Source organism: Pedobacter caeni, from assembly GCF_900129215.1.
Taxonomy (GTDB): Bacteria; Bacteroidota; Bacteroidia; order Sphingobacteriales; family Sphingobacteriaceae; genus Pedobacter; species Pedobacter caeni.
In genome coordinates, this window is sequence record NZ_FQUQ01000004.1 from 313087 (window position 1) to 339139 (window position 26053).

General features: G+C 38.4%; 22 protein-coding genes and 1 pseudogene. 4 read left to right on the forward strand and 19 right to left on the reverse strand.

Features of this window, described 5'->3' with window-relative positions; genetic code table 11:
• Positions 1–505 precede the first annotated feature (505 nt).
• From BUC20_RS20770 to BUC20_RS20795, 5 genes and pseudogenes are all read right to left on the reverse strand, one after another.
• On the reverse strand, positions 506–1813 hold the full coding sequence (locus tag BUC20_RS20770; protein WP_200800982.1) for an epoxide hydrolase family protein: 1308 nt from the start codon (positions 1811–1813) through the stop codon (positions 506–508).
• A gap of 166 nt (positions 1814–1979) precedes the next feature.
• Entirely contained in the window at positions 1980–2321 is a 342-nt protein-coding gene (locus BUC20_RS20775) for a winged helix-turn-helix transcriptional regulator (RefSeq protein ID WP_073233001.1), read from the reverse strand.
• Positions 2322–2818: 497 nt separating this feature from the next.
• The gene (locus BUC20_RS20785) at positions 2819–3733 is read right to left on the reverse strand and encodes an NmrA family NAD(P)-binding protein (RefSeq protein WP_073233003.1); all 915 of its coding nucleotides are present in this window, start codon (positions 3731–3733) and stop codon (positions 2819–2821) included.
• Between the two features lie 84 nt (positions 3734–3817).
• The gene (locus tag BUC20_RS20790) at positions 3818–4432 is read right to left on the reverse strand and encodes a TetR/AcrR family transcriptional regulator (protein ID WP_073233004.1); all 615 of its coding nucleotides are present in this window, start codon (positions 4430–4432) and stop codon (positions 3818–3820) included.
• 35 nt (positions 4433–4467) lie between these two features.
• A pseudogene (locus BUC20_RS20795) lies at positions 4468–4701 on the reverse strand (hypothetical protein); the annotation flags it as partial.
• Positions 4702–5539: 838 nt separating this feature from the next.
• Between BUC20_RS20795 and BUC20_RS20805 the strand changes: the two are divergent.
• From BUC20_RS20805 to merA, 4 genes are read left to right on the forward strand one after another with little or no spacing between them, the layout of a single operon-like run.
• Positions 5540–5917, forward strand: coding sequence for an ArsR/SmtB family transcription factor (locus tag BUC20_RS20805; protein ID WP_068402182.1), 378 nt, complete (start codon positions 5540–5542; stop codon positions 5915–5917).
• Complete coding sequence (gene merTP / locus BUC20_RS20810; protein ID WP_068402185.1) at positions 5914–6519, forward strand: mercuric transport protein MerTP; 606 nt, start codon at positions 5914–5916, stop codon at positions 6517–6519. The genes BUC20_RS20805 and merTP overlap by 4 nt, the downstream gene beginning before the upstream one ends.
• 47 nt (positions 6520–6566) lie before the next feature.
• Positions 6567–6863: a cation transporter gene (locus tag BUC20_RS20815; protein WP_232324601.1), complete on the forward strand. Its 297-nt coding sequence runs from the start codon at positions 6567–6569 to the stop codon at positions 6861–6863.
• Between the two features lie 58 nt (positions 6864–6921).
• Entirely contained in the window at positions 6922–8577 is a 1656-nt protein-coding gene (gene merA / locus BUC20_RS20820) for a mercury(II) reductase (protein ID WP_068402187.1), read from the forward strand.
• Between the two features lie 100 nt (positions 8578–8677).
• Here merA and BUC20_RS34505 read toward each other — a convergent pair whose 3' ends face one another.
• The 14 genes from BUC20_RS34505 to BUC20_RS20890 form a co-directional block, all read right to left on the reverse strand.
• Entirely contained in the window at positions 8678–9115 is a 438-nt protein-coding gene (locus tag BUC20_RS34505; RefSeq protein ID WP_068402189.1) for a DUF3945 domain-containing protein, read from the reverse strand.
• Between the two features lie 109 nt (positions 9116–9224).
• Positions 9225–11777 carry a heavy metal translocating P-type ATPase gene (locus BUC20_RS20830; protein ID WP_073233005.1) on the reverse strand — a complete coding sequence of 851 codons (2553 nt, stop codon included), beginning with the start codon at positions 11775–11777 and terminating at the stop codon, positions 9225–9227.
• Between the two features lie 20 nt (positions 11778–11797).
• The gene (locus BUC20_RS20835; RefSeq protein WP_084359276.1) at positions 11798–14593 is read right to left on the reverse strand and encodes a multicopper oxidase domain-containing protein; all 2796 of its coding nucleotides are present in this window, start codon (positions 14591–14593) and stop codon (positions 11798–11800) included.
• 22 nt (positions 14594–14615) lie between these two features.
• On the reverse strand, positions 14616–15083 hold the full coding sequence (locus BUC20_RS20840) for a heme-binding domain-containing protein (RefSeq protein WP_068402194.1): 468 nt from the start codon (positions 15081–15083) through the stop codon (positions 14616–14618).
• A 5-nt stretch (positions 15084–15088) separates the two neighbouring features.
• On the reverse strand, positions 15089–15661 hold the full coding sequence (locus tag BUC20_RS20845; protein ID WP_068402196.1) for a DUF3347 domain-containing protein: 573 nt from the start codon (positions 15659–15661) through the stop codon (positions 15089–15091).
• Between the two features lie 157 nt (positions 15662–15818).
• The gene (locus BUC20_RS20850) at positions 15819–16307 is read right to left on the reverse strand and encodes a DUF3347 domain-containing protein (protein WP_068402198.1); all 489 of its coding nucleotides are present in this window, start codon (positions 16305–16307) and stop codon (positions 15819–15821) included.
• A 111-nt stretch (positions 16308–16418) separates the two neighbouring features.
• Complete coding sequence (locus BUC20_RS20855; RefSeq protein ID WP_068402200.1) at positions 16419–16856, reverse strand: hypothetical protein; 438 nt, start codon at positions 16854–16856, stop codon at positions 16419–16421.
• Between the two features lie 200 nt (positions 16857–17056).
• Entirely contained in the window at positions 17057–17686 is a 630-nt protein-coding gene (locus BUC20_RS20860; RefSeq protein ID WP_068402201.1) for a hypothetical protein, read from the reverse strand.
• A 12-nt stretch (positions 17687–17698) separates the two neighbouring features.
• A complete protein-coding gene (locus BUC20_RS20865; RefSeq protein WP_068407547.1) occupies positions 17699–18388 on the reverse strand; it encodes a HupE/UreJ family protein in 690 nt (229 codons plus the stop codon).
• A gap of 63 nt (positions 18389–18451) precedes the next feature.
• The gene (locus tag BUC20_RS20870) at positions 18452–18661 is read right to left on the reverse strand and encodes a hypothetical protein (RefSeq protein WP_068402203.1); all 210 of its coding nucleotides are present in this window, start codon (positions 18659–18661) and stop codon (positions 18452–18454) included.
• Between the two features lie 33 nt (positions 18662–18694).
• On the reverse strand, positions 18695–19927 hold the full coding sequence (locus BUC20_RS20875) for an MFS transporter (protein ID WP_068402205.1): 1233 nt from the start codon (positions 19925–19927) through the stop codon (positions 18695–18697).
• Positions 19928–21091, reverse strand: coding sequence for an efflux RND transporter periplasmic adaptor subunit (locus BUC20_RS20880; protein WP_068402207.1), 1164 nt, complete (start codon positions 21089–21091; stop codon positions 19928–19930).
• A gap of 17 nt (positions 21092–21108) precedes the next feature.
• Positions 21109–25494, reverse strand: a complete 4386-nt coding sequence (locus tag BUC20_RS20885; protein WP_068402209.1) for a CusA/CzcA family heavy metal efflux RND transporter — start codon at positions 25492–25494, stop codon at positions 21109–21111.
• A gap of 85 nt (positions 25495–25579) precedes the next feature.
• The gene (locus BUC20_RS20890; protein WP_068402211.1) at positions 25580–25942 is read right to left on the reverse strand and encodes a hypothetical protein; all 363 of its coding nucleotides are present in this window, start codon (positions 25940–25942) and stop codon (positions 25580–25582) included.
• Between the last annotated feature and the right edge of the window lie 111 nt (positions 25943–26053).

Sequence of the window (26053 nt, forward strand, 5' to 3'; positions counted from 1 at the left end):
AAGATGATTTTCAATGTTTCTTTTAAATGACATATAACGAGCATGATTTCTTTTGGTTTTGTAACAAAACAAACCCAAATTCACCCATATTTTGTAACAAAGCAAGTCTAATTTGAATACCGTTACGTTTTCGTTACAGTTTTCATGAAGAATTAACGTAAAAGTCGTGGCCGGTAATCAAAATCAGAAACAAAAAAAACCATTTTTCGTAAAGAAAAACTAAAGAATATTTGTATCTATAAATTCATAACTGATTAAAATTCCTATCCTTAAAGAGGTTTATGGCAAGATTTTAGCAAAAAGACTTGATAAACAGCAAAACATTGGAATTGAAAAATGACAGTTAAAATAATAACATACTCGGTACATTCCCGGCTTTGTTATTTTCTACCCAAGAGCAGAAATACTTTGAGCACTTAGAACGTTTTTTATTGCTTATTGAACCCATAATTGAGGATTACCAATAAAGTCTTGAATAATTTACTTAAAGATTGGTTCTCGCATACTATCTATTTTTTCTGATAAGCCGAAAGCACTTCCTTATCTCATCAATGAGTATTCCCGGTTGTTCAAGTGCCGCAAAGTGACCTCCTTTAGCTAAGTCATTCCAATAAACTACATTATTGTTAAATCTTTCATCAGCCCATCTGCGGGAACCGCCGGTAACGTCTTTAGGAAACTGGCTTACGCCGACAGGTACATTTACCGGAATGGAACCCCAGGTGACATCAGCATTTTCTCTGTATAATCTAGCGGATGATGCTCCTGTATTCGGCAACCAGTACATCATAATATTGTCAATCATCTCATCCAATGATAAAATACGTTCGGGACTTCCGTCGTTATCTGTCCAGTCATAAAACTTCTCGTATATCCAGGCTGCTTGCCCAACAGGAGAATCCGCTAATGCGTATCCGATTGTTTGAGGTTTTGTTGCCTGCTCTTTGGCGTAGCCAGATAAATTATGCAGAAAATGGTTTGCTTTTTCTATATAGGATAGTTCTGTTGAGGTACTTTTTTCAATTTCTTCTGAATTGGGTGTGAGATCAATGGTACTGACGTGTACTCCGATAAGTCCTTTGGGAGCTTTGTTCCCTATCGTCATTGCTATTAACTCCCCCCAATCGCCACCGTGTGCTGCCCAATAATCTCCGTAGCCTAATCTACTCATGAGTTCTATCCAGGCATCTGCGATACGTTCCCTGTTCCATCCTGTTTCATCCGGCTTCTCAGAAAAGCCATATCCCGGCATTGAAGGTATGACCAAATGAAAAGATTCGGGGACATTTTCTCCGAGTTTACCATAGGCGTTTGGGTTGGTTAGCGGACCAATTATTTTATGAAATTCCAGTATCGATCCGGGCCAACCGTGTAAAAGTAACAATGGCAGTGCATTAGATTCGGAGGAGCGTATATGAAGAAAATGAATGTCTAAACCTTTTATTTTGGTTGTGTAGGAACCAAAATTATTTATCATTTCTTCACATCTTCTCCAGTCATATTCTTTTTGCCAATATTCACACAAGTACTGAATCTTCGATAATGGTACACCTTGGCTCCAATCGCTGACAGGTTCCTTTTCCGGCCATCGGGTTTGTGACAGCCTTTGTTTTAGATATGTCAACTCCTCTTGAGGTACGTCAACATTGAATTTCCTGATCTCATCGCCAAAAGTTCTATTAAGTTTTTCATTAGTAGTAGCGGCTTGTAGTAATCCAGAACTTAGCGGTATAAAAGATGCTGGACCGATTATACTTGAAGCTGCTCCTAAGCTCATCATCTTTATGAATTTTTTTCTATTTATTTCTCCCATTTCAAATTAAAAAAGGGTTGAACCTCTATTATTAATGTTCTATTGATACATTGTATCTTACAAAGATATTTTCTAAATCATACTCATTCATCAGTGCTATACAAAAGTATATCGTTATATATACGCAAGTATGATTTCGCCCTATCAAAAGATTTTCATTGAAAATTTAATTCTTAATATTTTCCCGATGTTCTTTTCCCCACTTGATCATTTCGATAATAGTAGGAGCAAGTGTTTGAGCATACCCGGTAATTTCATATTGAATCATATTATCCATCGTTACTGTTCGGGATATTAATTTATTTTGTTCCAGTTGCTTTAATTCTTTGGACAACATTCTAAAGGTAATATTCGGAACCGCTTTTGCAATTTCACGATAGCGTTTACTTCCACAAATAAGTGCCAGAATGATTTTCATTTTCCATTTACCGCTAATTACATACATCGTGTCTTCCAGATATTTCATATCAGCCTGAAGATCTATTGGTTTATTTTTTCTTATTGCCATCGTACACTGTGCTATACTTTTATATATCGCTTACAAAAGTATAGCGTTTTTTTAATTTGCTTTTTGAAAGAATTAAAACAATTTTAATTATAGCAATAACGGAAACCAATCAACAAAAAGCTTTTGTTCAATTACAATATGGTGTCGGTAATGATGAATTGAAATGGTTGAATTCACATCCTGTACTAACTCCTGATATGGATGAAATACAGATAAAAGTTTATGTAACTTCTATTAATCCGATTGATTAGCAGACGATGGAAGGAAACATGACCCTATCCCAAATAGTGGACAAATCTAAAGTGGATTTTCGGGCTCTTGTAAAACAGAAAGGTATTTATCAAAAAAATAATAATATACGAAAGTGTTCCCCCATGACATCTTAAAAATGAAAAAAAAACGATACTTGACACAAAAAAGAGGGGCTTCATCGAGAAGTCCCTCTCAGCAAAATCTTATACTACCCGAACTCTTTGTTGCAGGATTTGAACCGATTATCAGATCGTCAGATTAAACAGACTCAGATTTTCTTTCATCCAATCTTTTAAACTGATAGCAGGGCGCCCCAATAGATCCGAAACTGTATTTGTTGTTACTGCAAGCGAATCAAGCCTTCCATCATATACTTCTTGCAGCAATCCTAGTCCACTGTCAGAATATGTTTTTTCCCTGTCCTCCGGTAAAACGAACTGACCACTTTCGATAGCTGCAAACAAATCTGCGGGCGTATGAGCGAGATAGGAAATTTGTTTTTCAGTAACTTCACTGAGCAGATGGGCAGCATCTGCTATGTTTACATTCTCGGTTGATAAAAAATAATGTTTGTCTGCATGTTTTTCAGGTCCTTCGGCAAGAACAAGTGCCGCAACTTCGGCTATATCCTTTACAGCAACAAATCCTGTTTTCTTATCTCCAATAAAACTTTGCATTACACCATTTATAATTGGAGCAAAAACGGGTATCTGGCTATAAAAGGTGTTAGGATGTAAGATGCTCCACTTAATGCCGCTCGCTTTAATATAGCTGTCAATCATTTCATGCCATGCAAAATGTGGATTGGTCATCTTACCATTGCCAAAAATGCCCAGATGAACGATGAAATCTACACCTGCATCAACAGCTGCATCAACAAGCGTTTTACTTTGATGGATCATTTCAACCGTATATCCTGTCAACAAGTAAATTCGGGTGATCCCTTTCAGTGCAACTGGGAAAGTCCGTGCATCGTTCAGGTCTATATAAACAGCATGTTCCCCTTCATCATGCCATTGCTTAACCTGTTCTTTTTTTCGTGAAGCCAGTACAATGGAAAATGTTTCTTTCCTTGTTTTCAACGCTTGCACTACTGCCTTTCCGGTTAAGCCGGATGCCCCTAATACTAAAATGCGTGGAGCTGTGTTTGTCTGTTCCATTTTTCTAATTTTTAAATTGTTTATTAATAACTATGTTTATTTTAATGAACAGTGTTCATCAAAATAGCAAAAAAAATCCCTTATTTATTTTTTCAGCGTTATAAGGGATAAATATGCATTAAAAATATCTTCTGATTGAATTGTTGTATTATCCGTTGCCATTTCTTTATCGCTTGTAATGCATTCCAACTGTTTTTGGAGGCTAAGCATACATGCTCCATGTAAAAGTGACCATATCATCATAACAACCTTATCTGTATCAGTATCTTTTAATAGGCCGCCTTTCTGGCATTGCAGAATAATATCTTTCAGCATTGTATAGACTTTATTACCTTCATCCCAGTGCTTTTCAGGGGTCTTTTTGGCATACATTAGTTCATAAAAGTCTGAATTTTCCTGCGAAAATTTAAGATAAACAAGCCCCATGGTCTTTAACCTATCAAAAGGATTCTCAATGACTTTTAGGATTTCCAATTGTCCAATCAATATTTTAAACCCCTCTTTATGCAGGTCATAGAAAATATCGCTTTTATCCTTGTAGTACAAATAAATCGTTGCGGGGCTGCATCTTATTTCGGATGCCATCTTACGGATGGACGTTGCTTCAAAGCCATCTTTTAAGAACAGTTTTTTTGCAGCATCTAAAATCTCTCGCTTAAACGATTCCTTATATTTTAATTTACGTTCAGAAATACCCATATCACAATATTGGGTACAATATTACTAAACAGTGTTCAGTAAATCAAATAAATTCCTTTTTTATTCTTCGATATTAGTTGTTGTGTATATCTTAGATATGGTTTAACTTCTCTAACTCTTTTGGGAAAATGTTTAAAGGAATCTTCGGTCTTTATCGCATTAGAAATAACAACATCGTCTCCAGGATTCCAGTCAGCAGGAGTAGCGACTCTATAATTATCAGTTAATTGAAGCGAGTCGATAACCCTTAAAATTTCATTGGGATTCTTAATTTCACAAGTAAAATAATGGAACATAGGAGTTAGAAAAATATTGGAGATTCCAGCACCTGCATAAAAATTACAACGCTCCATAGTAGTTAAAACTGTAAGAGAATTGCTTTTGAACGGGGATCTTGATGCAATTGATTATAAAACGGTCAAATTGGAATGTGAAGACAAAATAGCTATTCTGGAGGCAAAGTTGTTAGATGTTGAAAGCCCAAAGATTAATATTGAAACAAAGTTGAAAAACGCTATTAATGTACTCCTATAGCTTGATTTATTCTATAAAAATGGAAATGTTGCTCTAAAAAGAGAGATAATTGGTTCGATGTTTCCTGAAAAAATTAAGTTTTGACGAAGAGCAACATCGAACTACTCGACTGAATGAAGTTGTGTCAATTATTTGCATGATTTCCAATGAGCTAGGAAGCAAAAAAAAGTGGGTAAACGACATCGAAACGTGTTTACCCACTCGGGTGGGCCATGATGGGCTCGAACCATCGACCAAAAGATTATGAGTCTTCTACTTTGACCGTCCATTAAAGGACAAAAATCATCATTTCTAGCTTACAGAAGCAATATAATCACTTTTTTTAAAACTTCAAAATTTTGCTCCGTAACGTATTTGTAACGGTTTATTCAGAAAAGATGAATAATTATGATACACACTAAATTGCTTTTTGTGGTTAAATACTCCTGTTGAAATATACAGCACTTCTTGATTTCTATAGTTAATTCAAATATTCAAAAATCAAGAGTTATTGAAAAACATATTTAAGTGTTTGCTTAAATAAGAAAACTACTTGTATCTTTATCACTTTATTTAATCCTAAAAAAGGAAATTATGGAAAACAATCAATCGTGTATCAGAGTGTTTGCCGACAAGGTTCAAATAGACAATTGTCGCGAAATACTTCAAGACAACAACAAAGCATTCAACGAGTTGAGCGGACTTTTAGCATTGGCAGGAAACGAAGTAAGGCTGAAAATCTTATTTCTCTTAGAAGAAGAAAACGAACTCTGTCCTTGCGACCTTTCAGACATTCTCGGAATGAGTATCCCAGCCGTTTCACAACATCTCAGAAAACTAAAGGACGGAAACGTTATTGAAGGGAGAAGAGAAGGACAAACCATTTTCTACTCTTTGAAACAAGAGCAACTGACCTTGCTTCGTCCATTTTTTAAACACATCATAAACAATTCAAAAAAGGAGACAGTATGAACAAGAAAAACAACAGACTTGTTGGAGCGGGAGTTCTTTCGGCAGTAGCAGCATCACTTTGCTGCATAACACCTGTATTGGCTCTTATTTCAGGAGCATCAGGAGTGGCATCTACATTTTCGTGGATGGAACCAGCAAGACCTTATCTTATAGGTATTACTGTTTTGGTATTGGGCTTTGCTTGGTATCAGAAACTCAAACCACGAACAGCCGAAGAAATTCAGTGTGATTGCGAAGAAGACGAAAAGAAACCTTTTATGCAGACCAAAACATTTTTGGGAGTTGTAACCGTGTTTGCAGGCTTGATGCTCGCTTTTCCAAACTATTCACACATTTTCTATCCTTCAAACGACAACAAAGAAGTTGTAATCGTCAATGCCTCGGACATCCAAACCGTAACTTTTGATTTAAAAGGAATGACTTGCAATGGATGTGCTTCACACGTACAAAATGCCGTAAATAAGTTGCCGGGTATTGTTAAGATAGATGCGAGTTACGAAGAAGCAACTACCAAAGTGGAATTTGACCAAACCAAAGTGAGCTTGGCTCAAATTGAAGAAGCCATCAACGGTACAGGTTACAAAGTGGTTGGCAAGAAATAGTATTTTTTTGTTTTTTTTATTTAAGAATCTTATTAAATAATTACACAATGAAAAAGAATTTGATTTTATTGAGTGCTTTGTTCCTAATTGGAATTACTCAGGTCAAAGCCCAATGTTGCAAACCGAATGACAGTAAAGCACAAACAGAAAATGTAACACAACAAGTAGGTAAGACCGTGAAACTGAAAATTACGGGGATGACTTGTGCAGGTTGTTCCAACCACATTTCAAATGCCCTTAAAAAAGTGGACGGCATTAATGAACACAAAGTGGAATATCCGGCGATTTGGCAACTATTCAATACGACCCGAAGAAAACAAATCCTGATCCTATCATTAGGATAATTGAAAAAACAGGCTATAAAGCTGAAATCATCAAAGAAACTCAAAAAAAGAAAGCGTAATGAACAAAGAAACCATAAAACTTGACATCACAGGTATGACCTGCGACCATTGTGCCACAGGCATTGAAAAACTTCTTTCAAAAAATGAAGGAGTAACAGAAGCTAAGGTAAACTATCCGAAGGCCAGTTGCGAATGTTCTTATGACCCTTCAAAAACCAGCAAAGAAGAAATCATCAACACCATCAACGGCATGAAAAACTATCGTGTAAAAGGTGAAATTTCAGAAACAGGAAGTTGTAACAACAACCATTTTGACCTGATTATCATCGGTGGTGGTTCGGCAGCATTTTCAGCAGCCATAAAAGCCGAAAGTTTAGGATTATCAACCTTAATGGTAAACGGTGGATTGGATTTTGGCGGAACTTGCGTAAATGTAGGTTGTGTGCCATCTAAGAATTTAATCCGTGCAGGAGAAAATGCTTATCACGCTACACATTCCAACTTTGCAGGTATAAAACCAAAAGGTGTTGATATTGATTTTCCACAAGTTATCAAAGACAAGAAAAAATTGGTTGCCGTACTTCAAGAAAAGAAATATATGGATGTGGTGAGCGATTTTATAAATTTAAAAATGATTACAGGTTGGGCGGAGTTTAAAGACAACAAAACAATTGTTGTTGATAATAAAACAGAGTATACAGCTTTGAAATTTATCATTGCCACTGGTGCCACTACAAATATTCCAAGCATTGAAGGATTGAATGAAATTGGCTATCTGACCAATGTTTCGCTTTTTGATTTAGAAGAAAAACTCGAAAGCATCACTATTATGGGAGCAGGTTACATTGGTTTGGAAATAGCTATGGCATATAATCGTTTAGGTGTAAAGGTACGTATTATAGAATTTACAGACCGAGTATTGCGGAAACAAACCCCTGACATTAGTGAAGTATTGGAAACTCAAATGCGAAAAGAAGGTATTGAGCTCCTCCCTAATTTCCGTGCTGTTAAATTCGAGAAAAAAGGAAGTGAGACAATCATTCATTGCAAATGTCCGGACGGTTCTTTTACGCAAATCACAGAAAAAGGGAGAATAGTAGTTGCGTCAGGAACAAAACCCAATACACAAAGGCTGGGATTGCAAAACATAGGCATAGAATTGAACAAAACGGGTCATGTTTTGGTGAACGAAAAAATGGAAACTAATTTACCTAACATCTATGCAGTAGGCGATGTTGCCAATACACCTGCATTTGTTTACACAGCCGCCTTTGAAGGAAAAATTGCTGTAGAAAATTCTTTTTCAGGAGCTGAAAATAAAGCAGATTATACTTCCTTGCCTTGGGTGGTTTTTACTGACCCACAAATTGCAGGTGCAGGTTTAGACGAAGTACAGGCAGAAGCCAAAGGCATTCCGTTTGAAATTTCAAAATTGGAACTTAAAGACGTACCGAGAGCCATAGCAGCAAACGACACAAGGGGTTTTATCAAACTCATTCGCAACACCGAAACTGACAAATTGATAGGTGCAAGAGTAGTTGCACCTGAAGGCGGAGAACTTATCCAACTATTAAGTATGTCAATCAAACACGGAATAACTGTAAAAGACTTGGCAGACAGTTTCTACCCTTATCTGACTTTGGGAGAAGGCATCAAATTAGCAGCAATAACTTTTGGTAAAGACGTATCGAAATTGAGTTGCTGTGCAAGTTAATATTTAACAATAACGGAAGTTTGCCTATACAATATCAAAATCACTCAAATCATTATTCCTCAAAGTGGAAGAACTGGCTTCTGTTTCAGATGAAAGTGTGCTATCCAAAAGCTCGGCAATTTTTCGGGAAGCACCTTTGATGGAATTTTCCAGCAGGCTGAATAATTCGGCACCCTGCAATCTTTGAACTATCGTAATCGCCATTTCCTTTTGGGCTTGCTCCAAATTTTCCTTTTTGGAATAACGCCCCTACGGAGCTTGGTTCGTCATAGGTAACCCCTTGAGCAAGACTATCATCGCCACCGGATATTCCGTACCTGTTCCATTCTTCTTCCTCTTCCTTTAAATCAGGCATATTTCTGAAAACATCGTCCATTGCCAAAAATTCAGTTCCTTTCGTGGAAATCATACCCTCTAACTTTAACGGTTTACCTTCCATTAAGATTTGTTTCTGGGCATCCTCTAATTTCACGCCCTTAATTTCATCGGGAATTTTTATGAAATCTGTCCGTAATGCAACAAGTTCATTGGTAAGCATGTCCACACTGATAATAGATTGTAATGATTACCATGATTTTGTCGCATTTCCATTTGTTTATGATCTTTATGTTCCATAATACTGTGATTTTATTGTCTTTAATTAAAAACTAGTCGATCTTGGCACTTCTAAGTCTTAAAGAGTTTAGAATAACGGATACTGAACTGAAACTCATGGCAAGCGCAGCTATCATTGGTGATAATAAAATCCCAAAAAATGGATATAAAAGACCTGCTGCAACTGGTATACCTAAAACATTATAACCAAGAGCGAAAAATAGATTACCCTTTATATTGCCCATTACTTTATGGCTCAAAAACCTCGCTTTTGCAATTCCATTGAGGTCTCCTTTCACTAATGTTACTGCTGCACTTTCAATGGCGACATCTGTTCCTGTACCCATAGCAATGCCAATATCTGCCTGTGACAAGGCAGGGGCATCATTTATACCATCACCTGCCATAGCAACCTTTTTACCTTCAGCCTGCAGTTTTTTGATTTCATTTAGCTTGTCCTCTGGAAGCATTCCTGCTTTAAAACCATCTAAATTCAAGGTTCGGCTAACGGCTCTTGCTGTATCTTCATTATCGCCAGTGAACATGATTACTTTTAAACCTTCTTCCTGAAGCTTTTTGATAGCGGTTGCACTAGAGGGCTTGATTTTATCTGAAATAACCACAAAACCAACAGCTTCATCCCCGACGGCCAAATAAGAAACTGTCTTTCCTTGTTTTTGCGCAGACTTAACTAGTTCTTCCAATTCGGGATTAATCTTGGCTTTAACGTGTTCCATTAGTTTCTGGTTACCTAAAGCAAGTTTTTCGTCTTTTAAAGTACCCGTTACACCTTTACCTGTTACAGCTTCAAAATTTGAAATTGGTTGAACTTTTACTTTGTTTTCTTCCCCATAACGTAATGTCGCCTGTGCTAAAGGATGTTCACTGCTACTATTTAACGCTACTATTCTTTCAAGGACTTTCTTTTCATCAAAATCCGGATTTGCACTAACGACCTTTTCAACCGATGGCTTTCCCTCTGTAACCGTTCCAGTCTTATCAATGATGACAACATCAATGACATTCATTTTCTCTAAGGATTCTGCATTTTTGATAAGCACACCAGATTGTGCGCCTTTTCCTACACCTACCATTACCGACATAGGCGTAGCAAGACCAAGCGCACATGGGCAAGCAATGATCAATACTGCAATAGAATTAACGAATGCATAAACATAAGATGGTTCAGGCCCATAGATTGCCCATACCACAAATGTAGCTATTGCAATCAACACCACTACAGGAACAAAATATCCTGAAATCTTATCAGCCATCTTTTGAATGGGGGCTTTCGATCGGCTTGCCGAGTTTACCATTTCGATGATCTGGGACAGCAAAGTTTCCGAACCCACTTTTTCGGCAAGCATTACAAAAGTTTTATTACCGTTAATTGTACCTGAACTTACGTTATCTCCCGTCTTTTTTTCAACCGGGACAGGTTCACCAGAGATCATGGATTCATCAATTATGGCTTCTCCTGTTTTAATACTGCCATCAACAGGTATTTTTTCCCCAGGTTTCACCCTTAATAAATCTCCCTTTTGGATATCGTCAATGGAAACTGATATTTCTTTATCTCCCACAACCTTTGTCGCCGTATTAGGCGCTAATTTCAATAGTTCTTTAATGGCACTATTAGTCTTACCATGCGCTCGTGCTTCTAAGAGCTGCCCAAGCAATACCAGGGTAAGAATAACTGTTGCAGCTTCAAAATAAACGTAGACTGTACCATGGTGGGTTTTAAACTGATCTGGAAAAACATCAGGAAAAAGCAGGGCGACAAGGCTAAAAAGCCAAGCCACCCCCGCACCAATTCCTATCAACGTAAACATATTTAGTTTCCAGGTTATTAGCGATTGCCATGCACGCTGAAAGAACATCCATGTTGCATAAAAAACTACCGGAATGGAAAAAGCAAACTGAACCCAGTTCCAATATTTCAGTTCCATCAAGTTAAACAACGGATTATTTGGAATCATTTCCGTCATTGCTATGGTAAAAATGGGAATAGTAAAAATTGTAGCAATCTTAAATTTACGCAACAAGGTGTCATAAGTTTTATCTTCCGCTTCCAAGTTCACGCCCGTAGGTACCAAGTCCATCCCACATATTGGGCATGAACCTGGTTGATCTCTAATAATTTCGGGATGCATAGGGCAGGTAAATTGTGTTGTTTGTTTTAATTCAGGCTGTTTTAGTAAATCCATCCCACAAACAGGACAATTTCCTGGTTTGTCATAGGTTTTATCCCCTTCACAATGCATAGGGCAATAATATACACCACCAGTTTCATTTTTATGAGCCTTTAATGGGGCATTATCATGATGGGAATGAGCAGAAGCAGAATGTTCCTGATGGTCGTGATTATGTATTTGTTTATCCTCCGCAGTCTTATGGAATCCAGACATGTGAATCTTGTAATTTCCAGCAACCGAAAGAACTTCCTGCAACTTTTCGGTTGGAATGTGCTTATCCATTGTGATTATTGCTTCAGCAGGCTCCAAAGTAACCTTAGCAGAAATCCCATCAATTGCATTCAAGGCATTCTCAACTTTAGTTTGACAACCTTGGCAGGTCATTCCGGTTATTTTATAAGTATGTTTCATAAGGTGATGATTTTAATAAGTTAATAGTTTAAGGTTAGTCCGGCACCATAGCCCATGTCACTATCATAGTGGGTAGATAGACCAAAATATTTTGTAACTATATATCTAAAACCTGCCATGTATTCCTTATCTGTGTTAACCATAAATTGAAAGCGTAATCTTTTGGAGATAGGAACATCTTCTCTCATCAACTGAAATCTAACATTACCTTTATGATCAACAGAAGCATCAGCTACAACTAACATCGGCAAAGTGTATTGCACCCCTAAATGAAACACCTGTCTAAAGTTTTTGGTATTTTTTTGTCCAAAAAGGTTGTCTCCGGGTGATAATGATTGTCCAAAAATATTTTTGTCCATTAGATCAATCGTTCTTTTACGAAAATCCCATCCCACATAAGGGAAGAGCCATTGATTTCGCCCGATGTACCTTCCAAAATGACTTTCGCTTTCATAGCCCATTTCTTTATCAAAGCCAATTCTCCATTCGGTTGTAAAGCGGTAGCGTGTGTTAGCCAACATAATCTCACCATCACTACCATTTGTTTCTATTCCAATTCTTGCCATTGGATGAAATTCCCTATCATCACTGAACAATTTGCGTTGCGCTAATTTAGGGTTAGGGATTTCGGGATTAGGTGGCGAGTTTTCATAACTGAATACCCTTCCCATTCCACTCATCATGTGGTAAAGGATATGGCAATGAAAAAACCAATCACCTCCAGGTTCTGTAGCCGCAAATTCGATGGTATCCCTCTCCATTGGCATAATGTCTATGATGTTTTTCATAGGTGCATTTTCACCTTGTCCATTCACTACTCTGAAATCATGACCATGTAAGTGCATAGGATGACGCATCATACTATTGTTGAATAAGATGATCCTCACATTTTCGCCTTTCTTAATCAGGATTTTATCACTTTCTGAAACCGTTTTGTTATCCAAAGTCCATACATAACGATTCATATTCCCTGTGAGATCAAACTTTAACTCTTTCCATGGGCCATTAGGTAAAGTTGTTTTCTTTGGATCACGGAGCATTCCATAATTTAAAGTAACGATGTCGGGGTTATCAGCGGCCATGTTCATTCCTGCCATGCTTTTATCGTTTGGCATTTGCATACCTGACATCGCTGCTTTTTTATTTTCTACCTTAGAATTCTCTTCACCTGTTACTTCCGGATACATCACAGTATTCATGTCCATGACCTGATTCTGCATTTTCATGCCTTCCATTTCTACCATGTTACCGTTCATATCCATCATGTCATTCATCATTTTCATTCCGGCAAAATATTTCAGTTTTGGTAGTTTCTGAGCCGGGACTTTTTCTCCTTTACCCAACCAGAGTGATGCCGATTTTGTACGGTCTTCAGGTGTCACCAGAAATTCGTAACTCTTATTTTCTGGAATGGTTACTACCACATCATACGTTTCGGACACAGCTATAATTAATCTGTCCACTTCTACAGGCTCTACATCATTTCCATCCGTAGCTACAACAGTTATTTTACCACCAGAATAAGTCAACCAGAAATAATCAGATGCCCCACCATTGGCAATTCGTAGCCTTACCTTATCACCTCCTTTAAACTGTGGCTGGACATTCTGATTCTTGCCGTTGATCAAAAATGTATCATAATAGACATCACTCACATCCATCGCATTCATACGCTTCCACTCATTAGTCACTTTGGTTTTGAAATGTCCTGTTCTGATCGCCTCCGCATAACTTTGGGTAGTTCCTTTTTTAATTGCAAACCAATCGTTTGCATTCTTCAGACTTCGGTGTACTTCCTCTGGTTTCATATCAGTCCATTCACTGATGACCACTGGAAGAGTTGGAATCTCCCATTCTTTTCTTTTGTTCATAATGAAAGCACCGTACATTCCAATTTGCTCCTGGAGTTCGAAATGACTATGATACCAGTGTGTACCATTCTGAACGATGGGGAATTTATAGATATAGGTTGAATGAGGTTTAATAGGCATTTGCGTAAGGAAAGGAACCCCATCCATTTTGTTTGGTAAAAATAGACCATGCCAGTGCAGGGATGTCTCCTCATTCAGATTATTATGCACATATATCAATGCCGTATCACCTTGCGTAAATGTTAGAGTTGGCATTGGTATCTGTCCATTTACAGCAATTGCCCGCTTTGTTTTCTTTCCATAAGTTACTGTTGTATCTGCAATGTAAAGATCATAGCGAACAGTACGAGGCGGCGCACTATTTGAAATGGTTTTAATTGGCCCTAAATTTAACTTTGCCCTTTTGATGTTTTCCATTGTGGCAGTATTATCTCCCATGTCCATCCCCCCCATGTCATCCATTCCGTCATTCTTTTTGGAATGATCTTTTACAGGCATTTCCATTTGGTCATGCTTAGGTTTAGTCGCCTTAGCTTTTTCCGGCACCAGTTTCATTCCACACTTAGGGCAATTGCCGGGCTTTGTCGCATGGATTTCAGGATGCATCGGACAGGTATAGGTTACCGTTTGCGTTGGTTCATTGTCTCCTTGTTTTTTCATCGGCATATTCATATCACCCATATCTGATGCCTTTACAGGTTGGGACTTTTGATCTGGGACAGAAACCTTCTGTTTAGGAGCTGTTGTTTTTTTAACAACTAGCTTCATACCGCATTTTGGGCAATTTCCAGGTTTACTAGATTGTATTTCCGGATGCATGGGACAAGTATAAATAGTCTCTGCCTGCTTATTACTTTCTTTTTTTGGCATTTTCATTCCTTTCATCTCCTGGGCAGAAACCGTAGAGTATAGAATCAATAAAAAGGCCGTTAATATGTTTTTCATTTCTTTGGTGATTAAGGGTTAGTTAAAGATTCTTTTTGTTTAAACTATCCTTTGAATTTTGAACCCAGCTGATAATTAACGATTTCTCCGCTTCGCTCAAAATGGCATTTCTATGGATCAAGGTATATGACGACAAGGGCATAGTGCCATCTTTTAAACTGTTCTCTATGGAGCGTAATTTACTCTGCTGTCTTCTTGGAGTATAGGTGCCAAATTCATTAAAATTTAATTCTTCTTTACCAGATTGTATATGGTAATCCATAAACCAGTGGAAGGGCTGCACATAAGTATACCATGGATAGTCGGTATTATTACTATGGCAATCATAGCAGGCTTTCTTCAAGATTCCCTGTACATCAGGTGGCATGGTAACCATTTTGGAAATGTCATTTGGCATAGCCTGCCCACTTTTATTGCGGGCAGGGTGTACAAACTGGATAATTATAAGGATTACCAATAACCCAAGAGGTAATTTCTTTATGCCGTTCATGGCTATTATTTTAATTCTTCTTTAACAGTACCGCAAGTTGGCATAGCCTTTCCAAGATAAGGGTTTTTAATATCCTTCACTTCGCTCAACCAGATTGCCCCCTTATTGTTATTGTACATCGGACAGTGGTCAACATATAAAGGTTGATTGGTTCCAAGTAGTTTAACAAGGTCGTACATATCCTTACTCAACATATCAAAATGTTCTCGCTGATGCGCTATGTTTCCTGTATTGGCACCAATATGTTCAGCATGCTCTTTAGCATCATCTTGTATATCAGTATAGGCTTTACTTTGTTCTGGTGTTAAAGATTTCTTATCAAAAGAAGCGAAGCCAGCAACCATTTCATTTCCTGCTGCTGCTGCGTCTTTATCATTATCATTTGTAAAGGCATTTTTTAATTTTAGATATGAACTTAACAATGCGGCAGTAGAAGTGCCTTTTTCTGAAGATTCTGTTACAGCGGACTTAGTTGATGTAGCCTCTGAAGTAGCAGCAGTTTCAGTTTTATTACTACCATTAGAACAAGCAGCTAGAAATAGTAAAGAAAAAGCCATGCTATAAATTAATGTTTTCATCTTATTTTAATTAAAATATTTTTAAATGGTTGATTACCTACTTAAGGACAAAAGCGTATTTCCGTTATCCTTTAGTAGAATTATTTGATAAAATCTGAGAGTCAATTGTACAGTCACGACCCCAGTAAAGGTGAGGCTGTACAATCAACAAACAGAATTACTTTAAAGTTTCCTTTACTTCCCCGCAGGTTAACATTTGTTTACCGAAATAAGGATTTTTAATCGCTGCGTTATCAGAAAGCCAATAACTCTTTTTCATTGGGCAATAGTCATAATAGACTGGGTCTTTAGTAAGCTTTACAGCTTTGGCCAGCTTGAAAAGATTAGTAGAAAAATTAGCGAAATGCTCTCTTTGATGGGAAATCTCTTTTGTTTCCGAGATATGCTTGGCATCAAATGCAAGTTTATCCTGAAATCCCATGAAAGCAGTCATTTCTGCCTTTGGCATTGATTTCATATCTATACTTGCTAAAGCTTTAGAAAACTCACTTGCTTTTGATGCAGCCGCTGTTGCATCGGAGTTTACTAACGCATTTTTGATGTCGTAGTAAGAAGTTAATAATGATTGTGTCTGGCTGCTTTGAGCAAAACCAGGTTTGATCCATGCAGTTGCAATTAAAGCAACTACCAAAAATATCTTTTTCATGATGTAATAATTTAATGTTTATACTTATTCTTAGTCATAGCAATAGCTATGTGAATGTATTTGTAGACGCTAACAGCAGTAAGCTTGCTGTTTAGCAACTCACATTAAATCTTATATCTGAAAACTTTGAATGACAATGCGAATGTCCTCGTTAGGCGGCCTTTCTCTATGGTCTACATAGACGCTTTGATCAAGTTCAACATCCGTTACGGGAACTAATAAGGCATAAGAATAATCAGGAAGCCAAATTATAGGTAAAACTACTTGCACCTTGCCATTTTCAGGAACTAATTTGCTTTGAGTAACCAAATCATTTACTAAAGTTTTACAACAAGGATCTTCCTTTGAGAAATTCTGACCAGATATTGGGCTAGTTTTGTGTTCATGCCCATCTGAATGATGGTGATTATTCGCCATATGAACATGATGAGGAGATTCAGAATGAAAATGATCTTCATGATGATCCTCCTCCATTCCTAAAGCACAGCCAAAACCTACAACAGTATTGAGCAAAAATATAACTAACAGAAAGATAGCTTTACTTTTCATGACTAGGCAAATCTAGTATAAAGATGCAAAAATAAATTTACATAATTCCGAGCTTTTTTTACATCTATTGGTTTCACATTAAAGTTCGTCTAAGCAAAAAAATCGTGATATACGGTTTATAATAATCTATTTTGAGGTAAAAAATAACTTCTATCAAGCTTGAAACTAGTGAATAAAAAATATTCACTAGTTAAATGATCTTATAGCAACTCGTACTCTCCCTTTAATCTCAAGGTAACTAAGATATCTTTACCTTCTTCATTTCTGAAATACCATCCATGTTTCCCTTCAAATGGGGATAGAAAAGTACCTACCATGTTATTTGAATAAGCAATGGTATAGCTATCAAAATAAGTATTCTTACTTGGTTTAAGCTCCTTTGGTTCACCATGAAAATCAAAATAAAGGTCTCCTTTACTAGTTAACCACTCGTATTTCAATTGCCCATATTTCAACATCCGTATCTTATATTCAATACCCTTTCCGGCAGGAATGGTTACCCTAACAGTATCTTCCCTATGTGTATATTGTTGTACCGGAGCAGGTAGGTCGGCCTCCGCTGGCCTTTTTACATCTGGCCCTGAACCGGCCTTTTCCAATTTGATAACAGGGTTGTTTTTTTTTACCGTCATTTGAGACTCTTCACCCATACCATTATCTGGAACATATAGTTTTCCAAAACCAAAAGCCTTCCCTGTTCCTAATGGGTCAAGACCGTATTCAGCAGGTAAGATTGCTGTAACCAATAAGATAGCGGCGACTACTAATGCTATCAATACCGCCTTTATAATTTTACTTTTTTCTATGATTTGATGACTCATTTCTGCCATTGTATGTTTTATTTAAGATGTAAAATAACCTGTTAACTGAAACCCTAATAATAGGAACCCTGCTGCCATGAGCATGGTATTTGTAAAAGTGGAAAATTTCATAAAGCTTGGGTATTTACGCCACACGGTAATCAACGTAAGAACCAGAGCGAGGGCAATAAACTGACCTATTTCCACACCAATATTGAAACCTAGTAAATTGGTAAATAAACCCTCCTTACCGAAATTAAAGTCCTGCAACTTACTCGCCAGACCAAAACCGTGAAATAAACCAAAGATCAGAACTGCTGCTTTAGTGTTTGGCTGTTTACCAAAGAAACGTTGAAAACCTCCAAGATTGTCAAATCCCTTGTAAACAATAGAAAGTGCGATAATTGCATCTATAAGATAAGCATTGATAGCAATATTACACATCACTCCAAGTAACAAAGTGATACTGTGACCTATGGTAAAGAAGCTGACATAAAGCAGGACTTCTTTTGGTTTATATAGAAAGAAAATAACCCCAACCAGGAAAAGCAGGTGATCATATCCGGTAAGCATGTGTTTGGCTCCGATGTAAAGAAAAGGGCCAAAGGCTACGCCGTTATTACCTGTTAAAAAGGTTTGGGTATCACCGTCTACACCATGCGCAAAAAGCTGGTTGCTGACACCACATAAAATGAATAGTACAGCAAGCGTAATTATTTTTTTAAAATTCATATTTTCCATTTAAAAACAGGTCTACCCTAATCTGAGATCAGGATAGACCAATTTTGTGATTAATTAGTGTTTGTGACCATGAGCGGCCTCTGCGCTATCCATTGCTACCGTATCTTTAGCTACAGTTGCACTATCAGTCTTAATAGCTGTAGTATCTACTGCTGGTGCCGTTTCTGTAGCTGAAGAATCTGTAGTTGCTTCTTTCTTAGTTTCATTTGAACAAGCCGCAAATAACATCGAAGACATGGCTGCAATAATTAGTGTTTTTTTCATTTGATTTTTTTAATGATTAATGGATTATAGAATTTATTGTTTATTTGTTTTTGATATAAGAAGAAGCGCAATCGCCAATATCCCCAATGAAATGATGCCCCCATAAAGGAAGTCATTTCCTGGGAAATAGCTTCCGGTGAATCCAGCAATGGGGTAGGCAATCGCCCACCATAAGTGGGAAAAGGCAAAATGAGAGCCGAATACTTTCCCTTGTTCCACTGAGGCTATATTTTCTCCTATCAACGTTTCGGAAGGCATCTCTGCTAAACTTTGACCTAATCCGGCAAACAGCCAAAGGACTAACAAAACAGTATAGCTGACATAATTTGCTCCTGCTATAGCTAGTCCAAGTAGCAATACACCGACGATCAGCGATACACGTCTGCTTTTAGACTTATCCAGATTGCCCGCAACAAAAGCCGCTACCGCTGCGCCGATACCAAAGGCAGCCATAGCCCAACCGTATTGTTTATCACCGAGTAAAAGCCCGCTTTTGATATGGCCAACTGTGTTTACTAAGATTTGTGCCCCTGCAATTGCAGAAATAAATTCAATGGCCAGGGCAAATCGGATCAACTTATTTCCAAAGAGTAGTTTTGCTCCTTTGACTACATCTGCCCATGCAGATAAAGGCTTCTCTGATATTGGATGAGCAGGTCTACTGATCAGTTGAGCTGGAAGCATCAGGATCAATATACCTGCAAGAATAAACGATGCGGCATCAACAAAGAATATATCCCTTGGTCCAAACCATACGGCTATAATTCCGGCTAATCCTGGCCCAAGTACTCCTAACAATTGAAATGTTGCGGTAGATAGACCAATCGCCTGCCTGTAATTCCGTTGGTCAACAACCTGTGGAATTATGGATTTATAAGTTGGCGTAAAAAAAGCATTGAACACATTTAAAAGAAAAACCAGCACATAAATCTGCCATTCGGCATTTACAAAAGGCAAACAACAGATAATTGCCATTCTGATAAAATGTGTGATATACAATATATTTTTTCGGTCAACCCGATCCGCTAGTACTCCGGCAAAGGGGGAAAAAATGATGAAGGCAACCACTCTAAGAGTTAATGCAGAGGCTAGAATTACCGCTGAATTTTCCTTACCAAACTGATAGGATAACAATGCAAGCCCTACCCAGGTAAATGCATCACCTAACAAACTGATAGTTTGTGCGAAATACAAGATAGCAAATGCTTTATGTCTTAGTGCCTGAAAAGGCTCCTTTAACACCGTTATGAGTTTTGCCTGTGCCATTTATTCCTCTACATTTTTCATTGCTGAAAGAAGGGTGTAAGCTCCTTTAAGTACAACAGCAGAATTATGGTCAAAATCCTCTGGCAGGATAACCTCTGTATATCCTTCCTGTTCAATACCTTTTTTCACCGGGATCATTTTGAATGTAGATCCTTTTGCATCTGAAGAGGTAATCTGAATAAATATGTAATCCAGACCATCGGATTGCACAATAGCTTCGTGAGGTAAGGCTGGTACAGACTGATTTGTAGTTTCAATCATTGCTTTGGCATACATACCCGGGAACAAAGCTGCGTTTTCGGTATTAAGCAAACGGCAATGAACAGGTACAGTCCCCTCATTACCAGTCGATTTTCCAATCAGAAAAACTCTCGCATTGCGATTGTATCCGGTTTCATTCGCCAATGCGAATTTAATTGATTGACCTACTTTAATTTTAGAAGCATCTCTTTCGTAAACATTCAATGCGAGGTGCATTTGACTTTTATTGGCCAATTCAAATATTACGTCCGTTGGATTGACATATTTTCCGGTAGTTGCGTTGTTGAGCGTTACATATCCGTTAATAGGTGAATACAAATTACTGGTTTTAGAAATCTTTCCAGATTGAAGGCTTTTCGCATTAATCCCTATCAGCGACAGTTTCTGCTCCAACCCATTCATTCGCGCCTGGATCATTTTATATTCAGAATTTACCTGCTGAAAAGTTTTTGCCGAGTTTACATCTTCTTGCCTAAGTTGTTCCTGCCTCTTGTATTCCAGGGCTAAAAACTCAAAACGGCTTTTGCTTTCCAAATATTCCTGCTGAATATCAATAAATTCAGGATTTTCAATGATGGCAATCACTTGTCCTTTGCTGATTTGTTGACCTAATAATAAACCAGCGCTTTTGATATACCCTCCTAAAGGAGCAGATATGGAAACCATATTCTCTGGGGGTACATCAATAGCACCATTTGCTTTAATGACATCACTCAATGAACGCATTTCTAATTTACCTGTTTGTAGTGCGGCAACTTCGTACTGATCTTTAGACAAGGTTACTTCATCACTAGGTTTAGCGGTCGCCGCCTCCTCTTTCTTTTCTTCTGTGGAAGCCTGATTACAGGCTGTAATGGTTAAAAGTGACAGCGTGAAAGCTGCGATATAATTAAGTGTCTTCATTTTGCTATTTCCTATTTTTACTTTTTACCTGTGATATTTTCTATATCCAATAGATTCTGGTTATAAGCAAAAAGCTCATCCAGGTAATCAGATTTAATTTTAATGGCTAAGGCTAAACTTTGTAAGTATTGCAGGTAAGCAATTTCACCCCCTTTAAACCCTGCTTCTGCATTCTTAATGATCAGATCAGCTTGTTTTAACGCGCCTTGTTCATAATAGGCCAGTGTGCTGGCATGTTTCTGACTCTGTTGTAAGAGCTGACTAAAATTGCCCTGCAAAATACTTTGCTGATCCTGTAGATTTGCTGATGCAATCTGCTGACTTACTTTAGCCGCATTTACCTTAGCCCTGTTTCCCCCAGGCAACAATGGAATACCGACACCTACCTGAAAACCACTAAACCGATCCGAGCCCGTATAGTTCTGTGTCATCCCGTTAAAGTTTTGCAGCCCATTAAAAGACTGGTTGAAATATCCAACCGAAAAATCAGGCAATCCTTTTGCTTTTTGAACCTGTGTTTCCTGTTGCTTAACCCTCAATTCCTGTTTCAAATAATTCAGGTAAGGATTACCCGCTAGTATGGCGCTATCCTGATTAACCTTAACAGGCTTTCTCTGAAGTTTATTTTCAAGAACAATAATCTGCTGGTCGGTATTGAGCAATGTTTGCAGTTCTTTTTGAGCAATATGAATGTCTGCTTCAACTTGTCTACCCGCATTTTTAAGTTCCATTAATTGGGTTTCCGAGGTTACCTTTTCCAATCGGTTACTTTCTCCTGTACGGTAACGCAGGTCACTCGCCTTTAGCAAATTGGTATATAGGCTATCCTGATAATGTATCAGGGTCTTTTTTTCGTCCAGATATACCAGCTTATAGTAAACACTTTTAACCTTATTAATCAATATCAATGCCTGAACATCAAATTGCCCCTGTGCCTTGGTTACATTCTCTGATGCTAACTTGGACTGTCCTGAATAAACGGTTGGAAATTCTATTTTTTGGCTGACACTAATGTGGTTGTCCCTTGTATTACTATTGATCTGTCCCTGCTGATAGATCACATTGGTGCGTTCAAGCGTAAGGCTGCCTTTTTTTAGTTCCTTTTGATAATCAACTCCAAATGCCGCAGCCTTAACACCATTATTATTTTTCAAGGCTAGATCAATCGCTTGTTGAAGGCTCAACTTTTCTACCGGGCCATCTTGGGCAAAAGCACCAGAAGGCATGAACAAAATAGATGACAATGCCAGAATAATAAGTGTGTTCAAGGCAGTACCTGCTTTTGGTTTGTTAAATTTTTTCTCAAAAAAGATATATAACACCGGGAGTACCAACAGCGTAAGCAATGTAGCGGTAAGCAGACCACCGATCACCACTGTGGCCAAAGGACGCTGAATTTCTGCTCCTGATGAATTAGAGATAGCCATAGGAAGAAAGCCCAATGAAGCAACAGCCGCAGTCATGAGTACGGGGCGTAACCTTATTTTGGTTCCTATGAGTACACGTTCGTTAATATCGGTCATTCCTTCTTCTTTTAAGCGGTTAAACTCAGAGATCAAAACAATTCCATTTAATACTGCAACACCAAAGAGTGCAATAAAACCAACACCTGCTGAAATACTGAAAGGCATATCCCGGATCAATAAGGCAAAGACACCACCAATAGCAGAAAGCGGGATGGCGGTAAAAATAAGCAATGTCTGTTTGATAGAATTGAACGTAAAATAGAGTAAGCAAAGGATGAGCAACAACGCCACCGGAAGCGCAAACGCCAATCGTTTGTTGGCTGCCTGAAGGTTTTCAAATTGGCCGCCATAGGTAACATAGTAACCAGCAGGAAACTTTATTTTCTGATCAATCTTAGCTTGAATTTCTTCTACAATGCTGGCCACATCACGGTCACGGACATTAAAACCAATGGTGATCCTTCTCTTGGTATCGTCCCGTTGAATTTGATTTGGGCCATTTTTAAATTCCACTGAAGCGACTTCCTCCAAAGGAATTTGCTGACCTGTTGGTGTAGAAATATATAGTCCTCTAACATTACCAATATCCTGTCTATCTTGTTTGTCTAAGCGTACAACCATATCAAACCGTTTTTCCCCCTCGTAAACCAAACCTGCGGTTTCACCTGCAAATGCGGTTTTAATGGTTCGGTTGATCTCTTCGATATTTAATCCATATTGGGCAATTTTATCCCGGTTAAACTTCACCTGTATCTGAGGCAAACCCGTCACTTCTTCTACATAAGTATCATACACCCCCTGAATAGGCTTGATCAGTTTACCGATCTTTCCTGCCTCAGCGGTCAGTACATCCAGGTCTTCTCCGTAAACCTTCAGCACCACATCCTGTTTTGCACCAGTGATCAGCTCATTAAAACGCATCTGGATAGGCTGCTGAAAGCCAAAGGTAGCCCCTGGTATTACCGCAAGCGCCTTCTGCATCGTATCGGCCAGTTCCTCTCTGGTCTTGGCACTTGTCCACTCGCTTTTATCCTTCAGGATCACCATCATATCACCCGCTTCAATGGGCATAGGGTCGGTTGGGATCTCTCCTGATCCGATTTTATTCACCACCTGTTTGACTTCAGGAAAGCCAAGAATGATCTTTTGCGCCTTTCTGGATACCTCGATCATCTGGTCAATAGAACTTCCGGTCAGCACCCTTGTTTCCACTGCAAAATCTCCTTCATCCAATTGAGGGATAAATTCCCCGCCCAAACGATTAAAGGTTATTACGCTGATCACAAAAAGAACAATTGCCGTGATGACCACAACTGCCTTGTGCTGAATAGCCTTTTTAATTAGCGGACTGTATAATCTCTGGAAGTAATCCATCATTTTATCTGAAAAATTACGCTTGTGAGTAGTGTTCTTGCTTAAACCTAAAGCGGCCATCATAGGCACATAGGTAAGTGACAGAATAAATGCACCTAGAATTGCAAACATCACCGTTTCTGCCATAGGCCTGAACATCTTACCCTCAATACCCACCAATACCAATAAAGGCAGGTATACAATCAGGATTATGATTTCCCCAAATGCGGCACTTGTTCTGATCTTAGAGGAAGCCTGATAAACCTCTTCATCCATTTGCTGCTGATTGAGCCGGGCAATTCCTTTTGCGGCAAAGCTTCCTATGGCAATACGGTGAACGATACTTTCCACTATAATTACTGCCCCATCCACAATAAGTCCAAAATCTATCGCCCCCAGGCTCATCAAATTGCCCGAAACCCCAAACAGGTTCATCATACAGATGGCAAACAGCATAGATAATGGAATTACAGAAGCCACTACCAACCCCGCACGTAGGTTCCCCAAAAACAGGATTAAAATGAAGATCACAATCAATGCTCCTTCAATCAGGTTTTTGGATACCGTACCAATCGCATTATCAACCAACTTTTTACGATCTAAAAAAGGCTCAATAGTTACACCTTCAGGTAAGGTCTTTTTGATCTGCTCAATTCTTTCCTTCACGTTATTGATCACCTCAGAAGAGTTGGCACCTTTCAGCATCATCACAATACCTGTAACTGTTTCACCTTCTCCATTTCGTGTTGCAGCACCATAACGCACACTGTTTCCAAACTGAACAGTAGCCACATCCCGGATTAGTACGGGGATTCTGTTATTGATTTTGATCACGATCTTTCCAATATCGTCCAAACCACCCACTAAGCCTTCACTCCTGATAAAGTAGGCATTTGGTGACTTATTAATGTAAGCACCTCCAGTATTTTGATTATTGGTTTCCAGTGCTTTAAATATGTCGGCAATACTGACATTTACACTACGCAGGCGATCAGGATTTACAGCAATTTCATACTGTTTGACATAACCACCAAAGCCGCTGACCTCGGCAACTCCCGGAGTACCCAATAACTGGCGTTTAACGATCCAATCCTGAATGGTACGTAATTCAGTGGCATCGTATTTCTTTTCATAACCTTTTTTAGGGTGGATCACATACTGGTATATTTCACCCAGACCTGTGGTAAGAGGAGCCATTTCAGGCTTACCCACACCTTCAGGAATTTGTTTGGCGGCATCATTTAAACGTTCTCCAATCTGCTGACGTGCCCAATAGATGTCTACATCTTCTTTGAAAACTACAGTAACTATGGACAGGCCAAAACGGGAAAAGGAACGGATTTGACTAATGCCAGGAATGCTGGCCATTGTTTGCTCTACCGGAAAAGTAATTAACCTTTCGGCTTCCTGGGCGGCCAGACTTGGGGTGACAGTGATGACCATAACCTGATTGTCTGTAATATCAGGTACGGCATCAATAGGTAATCGGGTAATGGAATAAGCACCCCATGCAATCAATGCAAGGGTAAATAAACCAATAACAAGCTTATTCTTAATAGAAAACTCTATGATCTTATTGAGCATTTTGAAAGTTTATTGTAAAAAATCAGAAAAAGAGATTGCATAGGCAATCTTGTTCATTTACTTCAACAGCAAATAATTCCGGTAATTAACAATAAACAGGGGGGCCTCTTAGTGAAGCTGCATCTATATGAAATAGCGCAGGGGGATGCTCAGGTGGTGGTGTACAATACTGTTGAACAATTACAATGGGTTCCTGTGTAAAATTATACAACACCAAAACCAAATTCACAGGTACACTGACATCTAAGTGCTGGAAATCTAATTTCTGAACAAAGTCACCATCAAGTTTTACATTATCAAAAGGGGTCGCTGAGCGGTCTTCATGATGATCGTGGTGATCTCCGGCATACTCAATTGCTTCTTCATCATGATGGTGCGAAATGAGGTTATGAGCCAATAAAAGGCTGAACGCAAAGCCAATAAAAACACGGGCAATCCATAATCTCATGTTGCAAATATATACTTAACTGTTAGAAATCCTGTGCAATTGTATAAATTGCTATCGAAATAGAAATAATTTAACTCAGACATTGCAGGTGAGGCCTGAAAAAAATGCTAT

Coding starts and splice junctions, on each gene's coding strand:
- BUC20_RS20770 (WP_200800982.1), bottom strand. CDS start 1,813: ATGGGAGAAATAAATAGAAAAAAATTCATAAAGATGATGAGCTTAGGA.
- BUC20_RS20775 (WP_073233001.1), bottom strand. CDS start 2,321: ATGGCAATAAGAAAAAATAAACCAATAGATCTTCAGGCTGATATGAAA.
- BUC20_RS20785 (WP_073233003.1), bottom strand. CDS start 3,733: ATGGAACAGACAAACACAGCTCCACGCATTTTAGTATTAGGGGCATCC.
- BUC20_RS20790 (WP_073233004.1), bottom strand. CDS start 4,432: ATGGGTATTTCTGAACGTAAATTAAAATATAAGGAATCGTTTAAGCGA.
- BUC20_RS20805 (WP_068402182.1), top strand. CDS start 5,540: ATGGAAAACAATCAATCGTGTATCAGAGTGTTTGCCGACAAGGTTCAA.
- merTP (WP_068402185.1), top strand. CDS start 5,914: ATGAACAAGAAAAACAACAGACTTGTTGGAGCGGGAGTTCTTTCGGCA.
- BUC20_RS20815 (WP_232324601.1), top strand. CDS start 6,567: ATGAAAAAGAATTTGATTTTATTGAGTGCTTTGTTCCTAATTGGAATT.
- merA (WP_068402187.1), top strand. CDS start 6,922: ATGAACAAAGAAACCATAAAACTTGACATCACAGGTATGACCTGCGAC.
- BUC20_RS34505 (WP_068402189.1), bottom strand. CDS start 9,115: ATGCTTACCAATGAACTTGTTGCATTACGGACAGATTTCATAAAAATT.
- BUC20_RS20830 (WP_073233005.1), bottom strand. CDS start 11,777: ATGAAACATACTTATAAAATAACCGGAATGACCTGCCAAGGTTGTCAA.
- BUC20_RS20835 (WP_084359276.1), bottom strand. CDS start 14,593: ATGAAAAACATATTAACGGCCTTTTTATTGATTCTATACTCTACGGTT.
- BUC20_RS20840 (WP_068402194.1), bottom strand. CDS start 15,083: ATGAACGGCATAAAGAAATTACCTCTTGGGTTATTGGTAATCCTTATA.
- BUC20_RS20845 (WP_068402196.1), bottom strand. CDS start 15,661: ATGAAAACATTAATTTATAGCATGGCTTTTTCTTTACTATTTCTAGCT.
- BUC20_RS20850 (WP_068402198.1), bottom strand. CDS start 16,307: ATGAAAAAGATATTTTTGGTAGTTGCTTTAATTGCAACTGCATGGATC.
- BUC20_RS20855 (WP_068402200.1), bottom strand. CDS start 16,856: ATGAAAAGTAAAGCTATCTTTCTGTTAGTTATATTTTTGCTCAATACT.
- BUC20_RS20860 (WP_068402201.1), bottom strand. CDS start 17,686: ATGGCAGAAATGAGTCATCAAATCATAGAAAAAAGTAAAATTATAAAG.
- BUC20_RS20865 (WP_068407547.1), bottom strand. CDS start 18,388: ATGAATTTTAAAAAAATAATTACGCTTGCTGTACTATTCATTTTATGT.
- BUC20_RS20870 (WP_068402203.1), bottom strand. CDS start 18,661: ATGAAAAAAACACTAATTATTGCAGCCATGTCTTCGATGTTATTTGCG.
- BUC20_RS20875 (WP_068402205.1), bottom strand. CDS start 19,927: ATGGCACAGGCAAAACTCATAACGGTGTTAAAGGAGCCTTTTCAGGCA.
- BUC20_RS20880 (WP_068402207.1), bottom strand. CDS start 21,091: ATGAAGACACTTAATTATATCGCAGCTTTCACGCTGTCACTTTTAACC.
- BUC20_RS20885 (WP_068402209.1), bottom strand. CDS start 25,494: ATGCTCAATAAGATCATAGAGTTTTCTATTAAGAATAAGCTTGTTATT.
- BUC20_RS20890 (WP_068402211.1), bottom strand. CDS start 25,942: ATGAGATTATGGATTGCCCGTGTTTTTATTGGCTTTGCGTTCAGCCTT.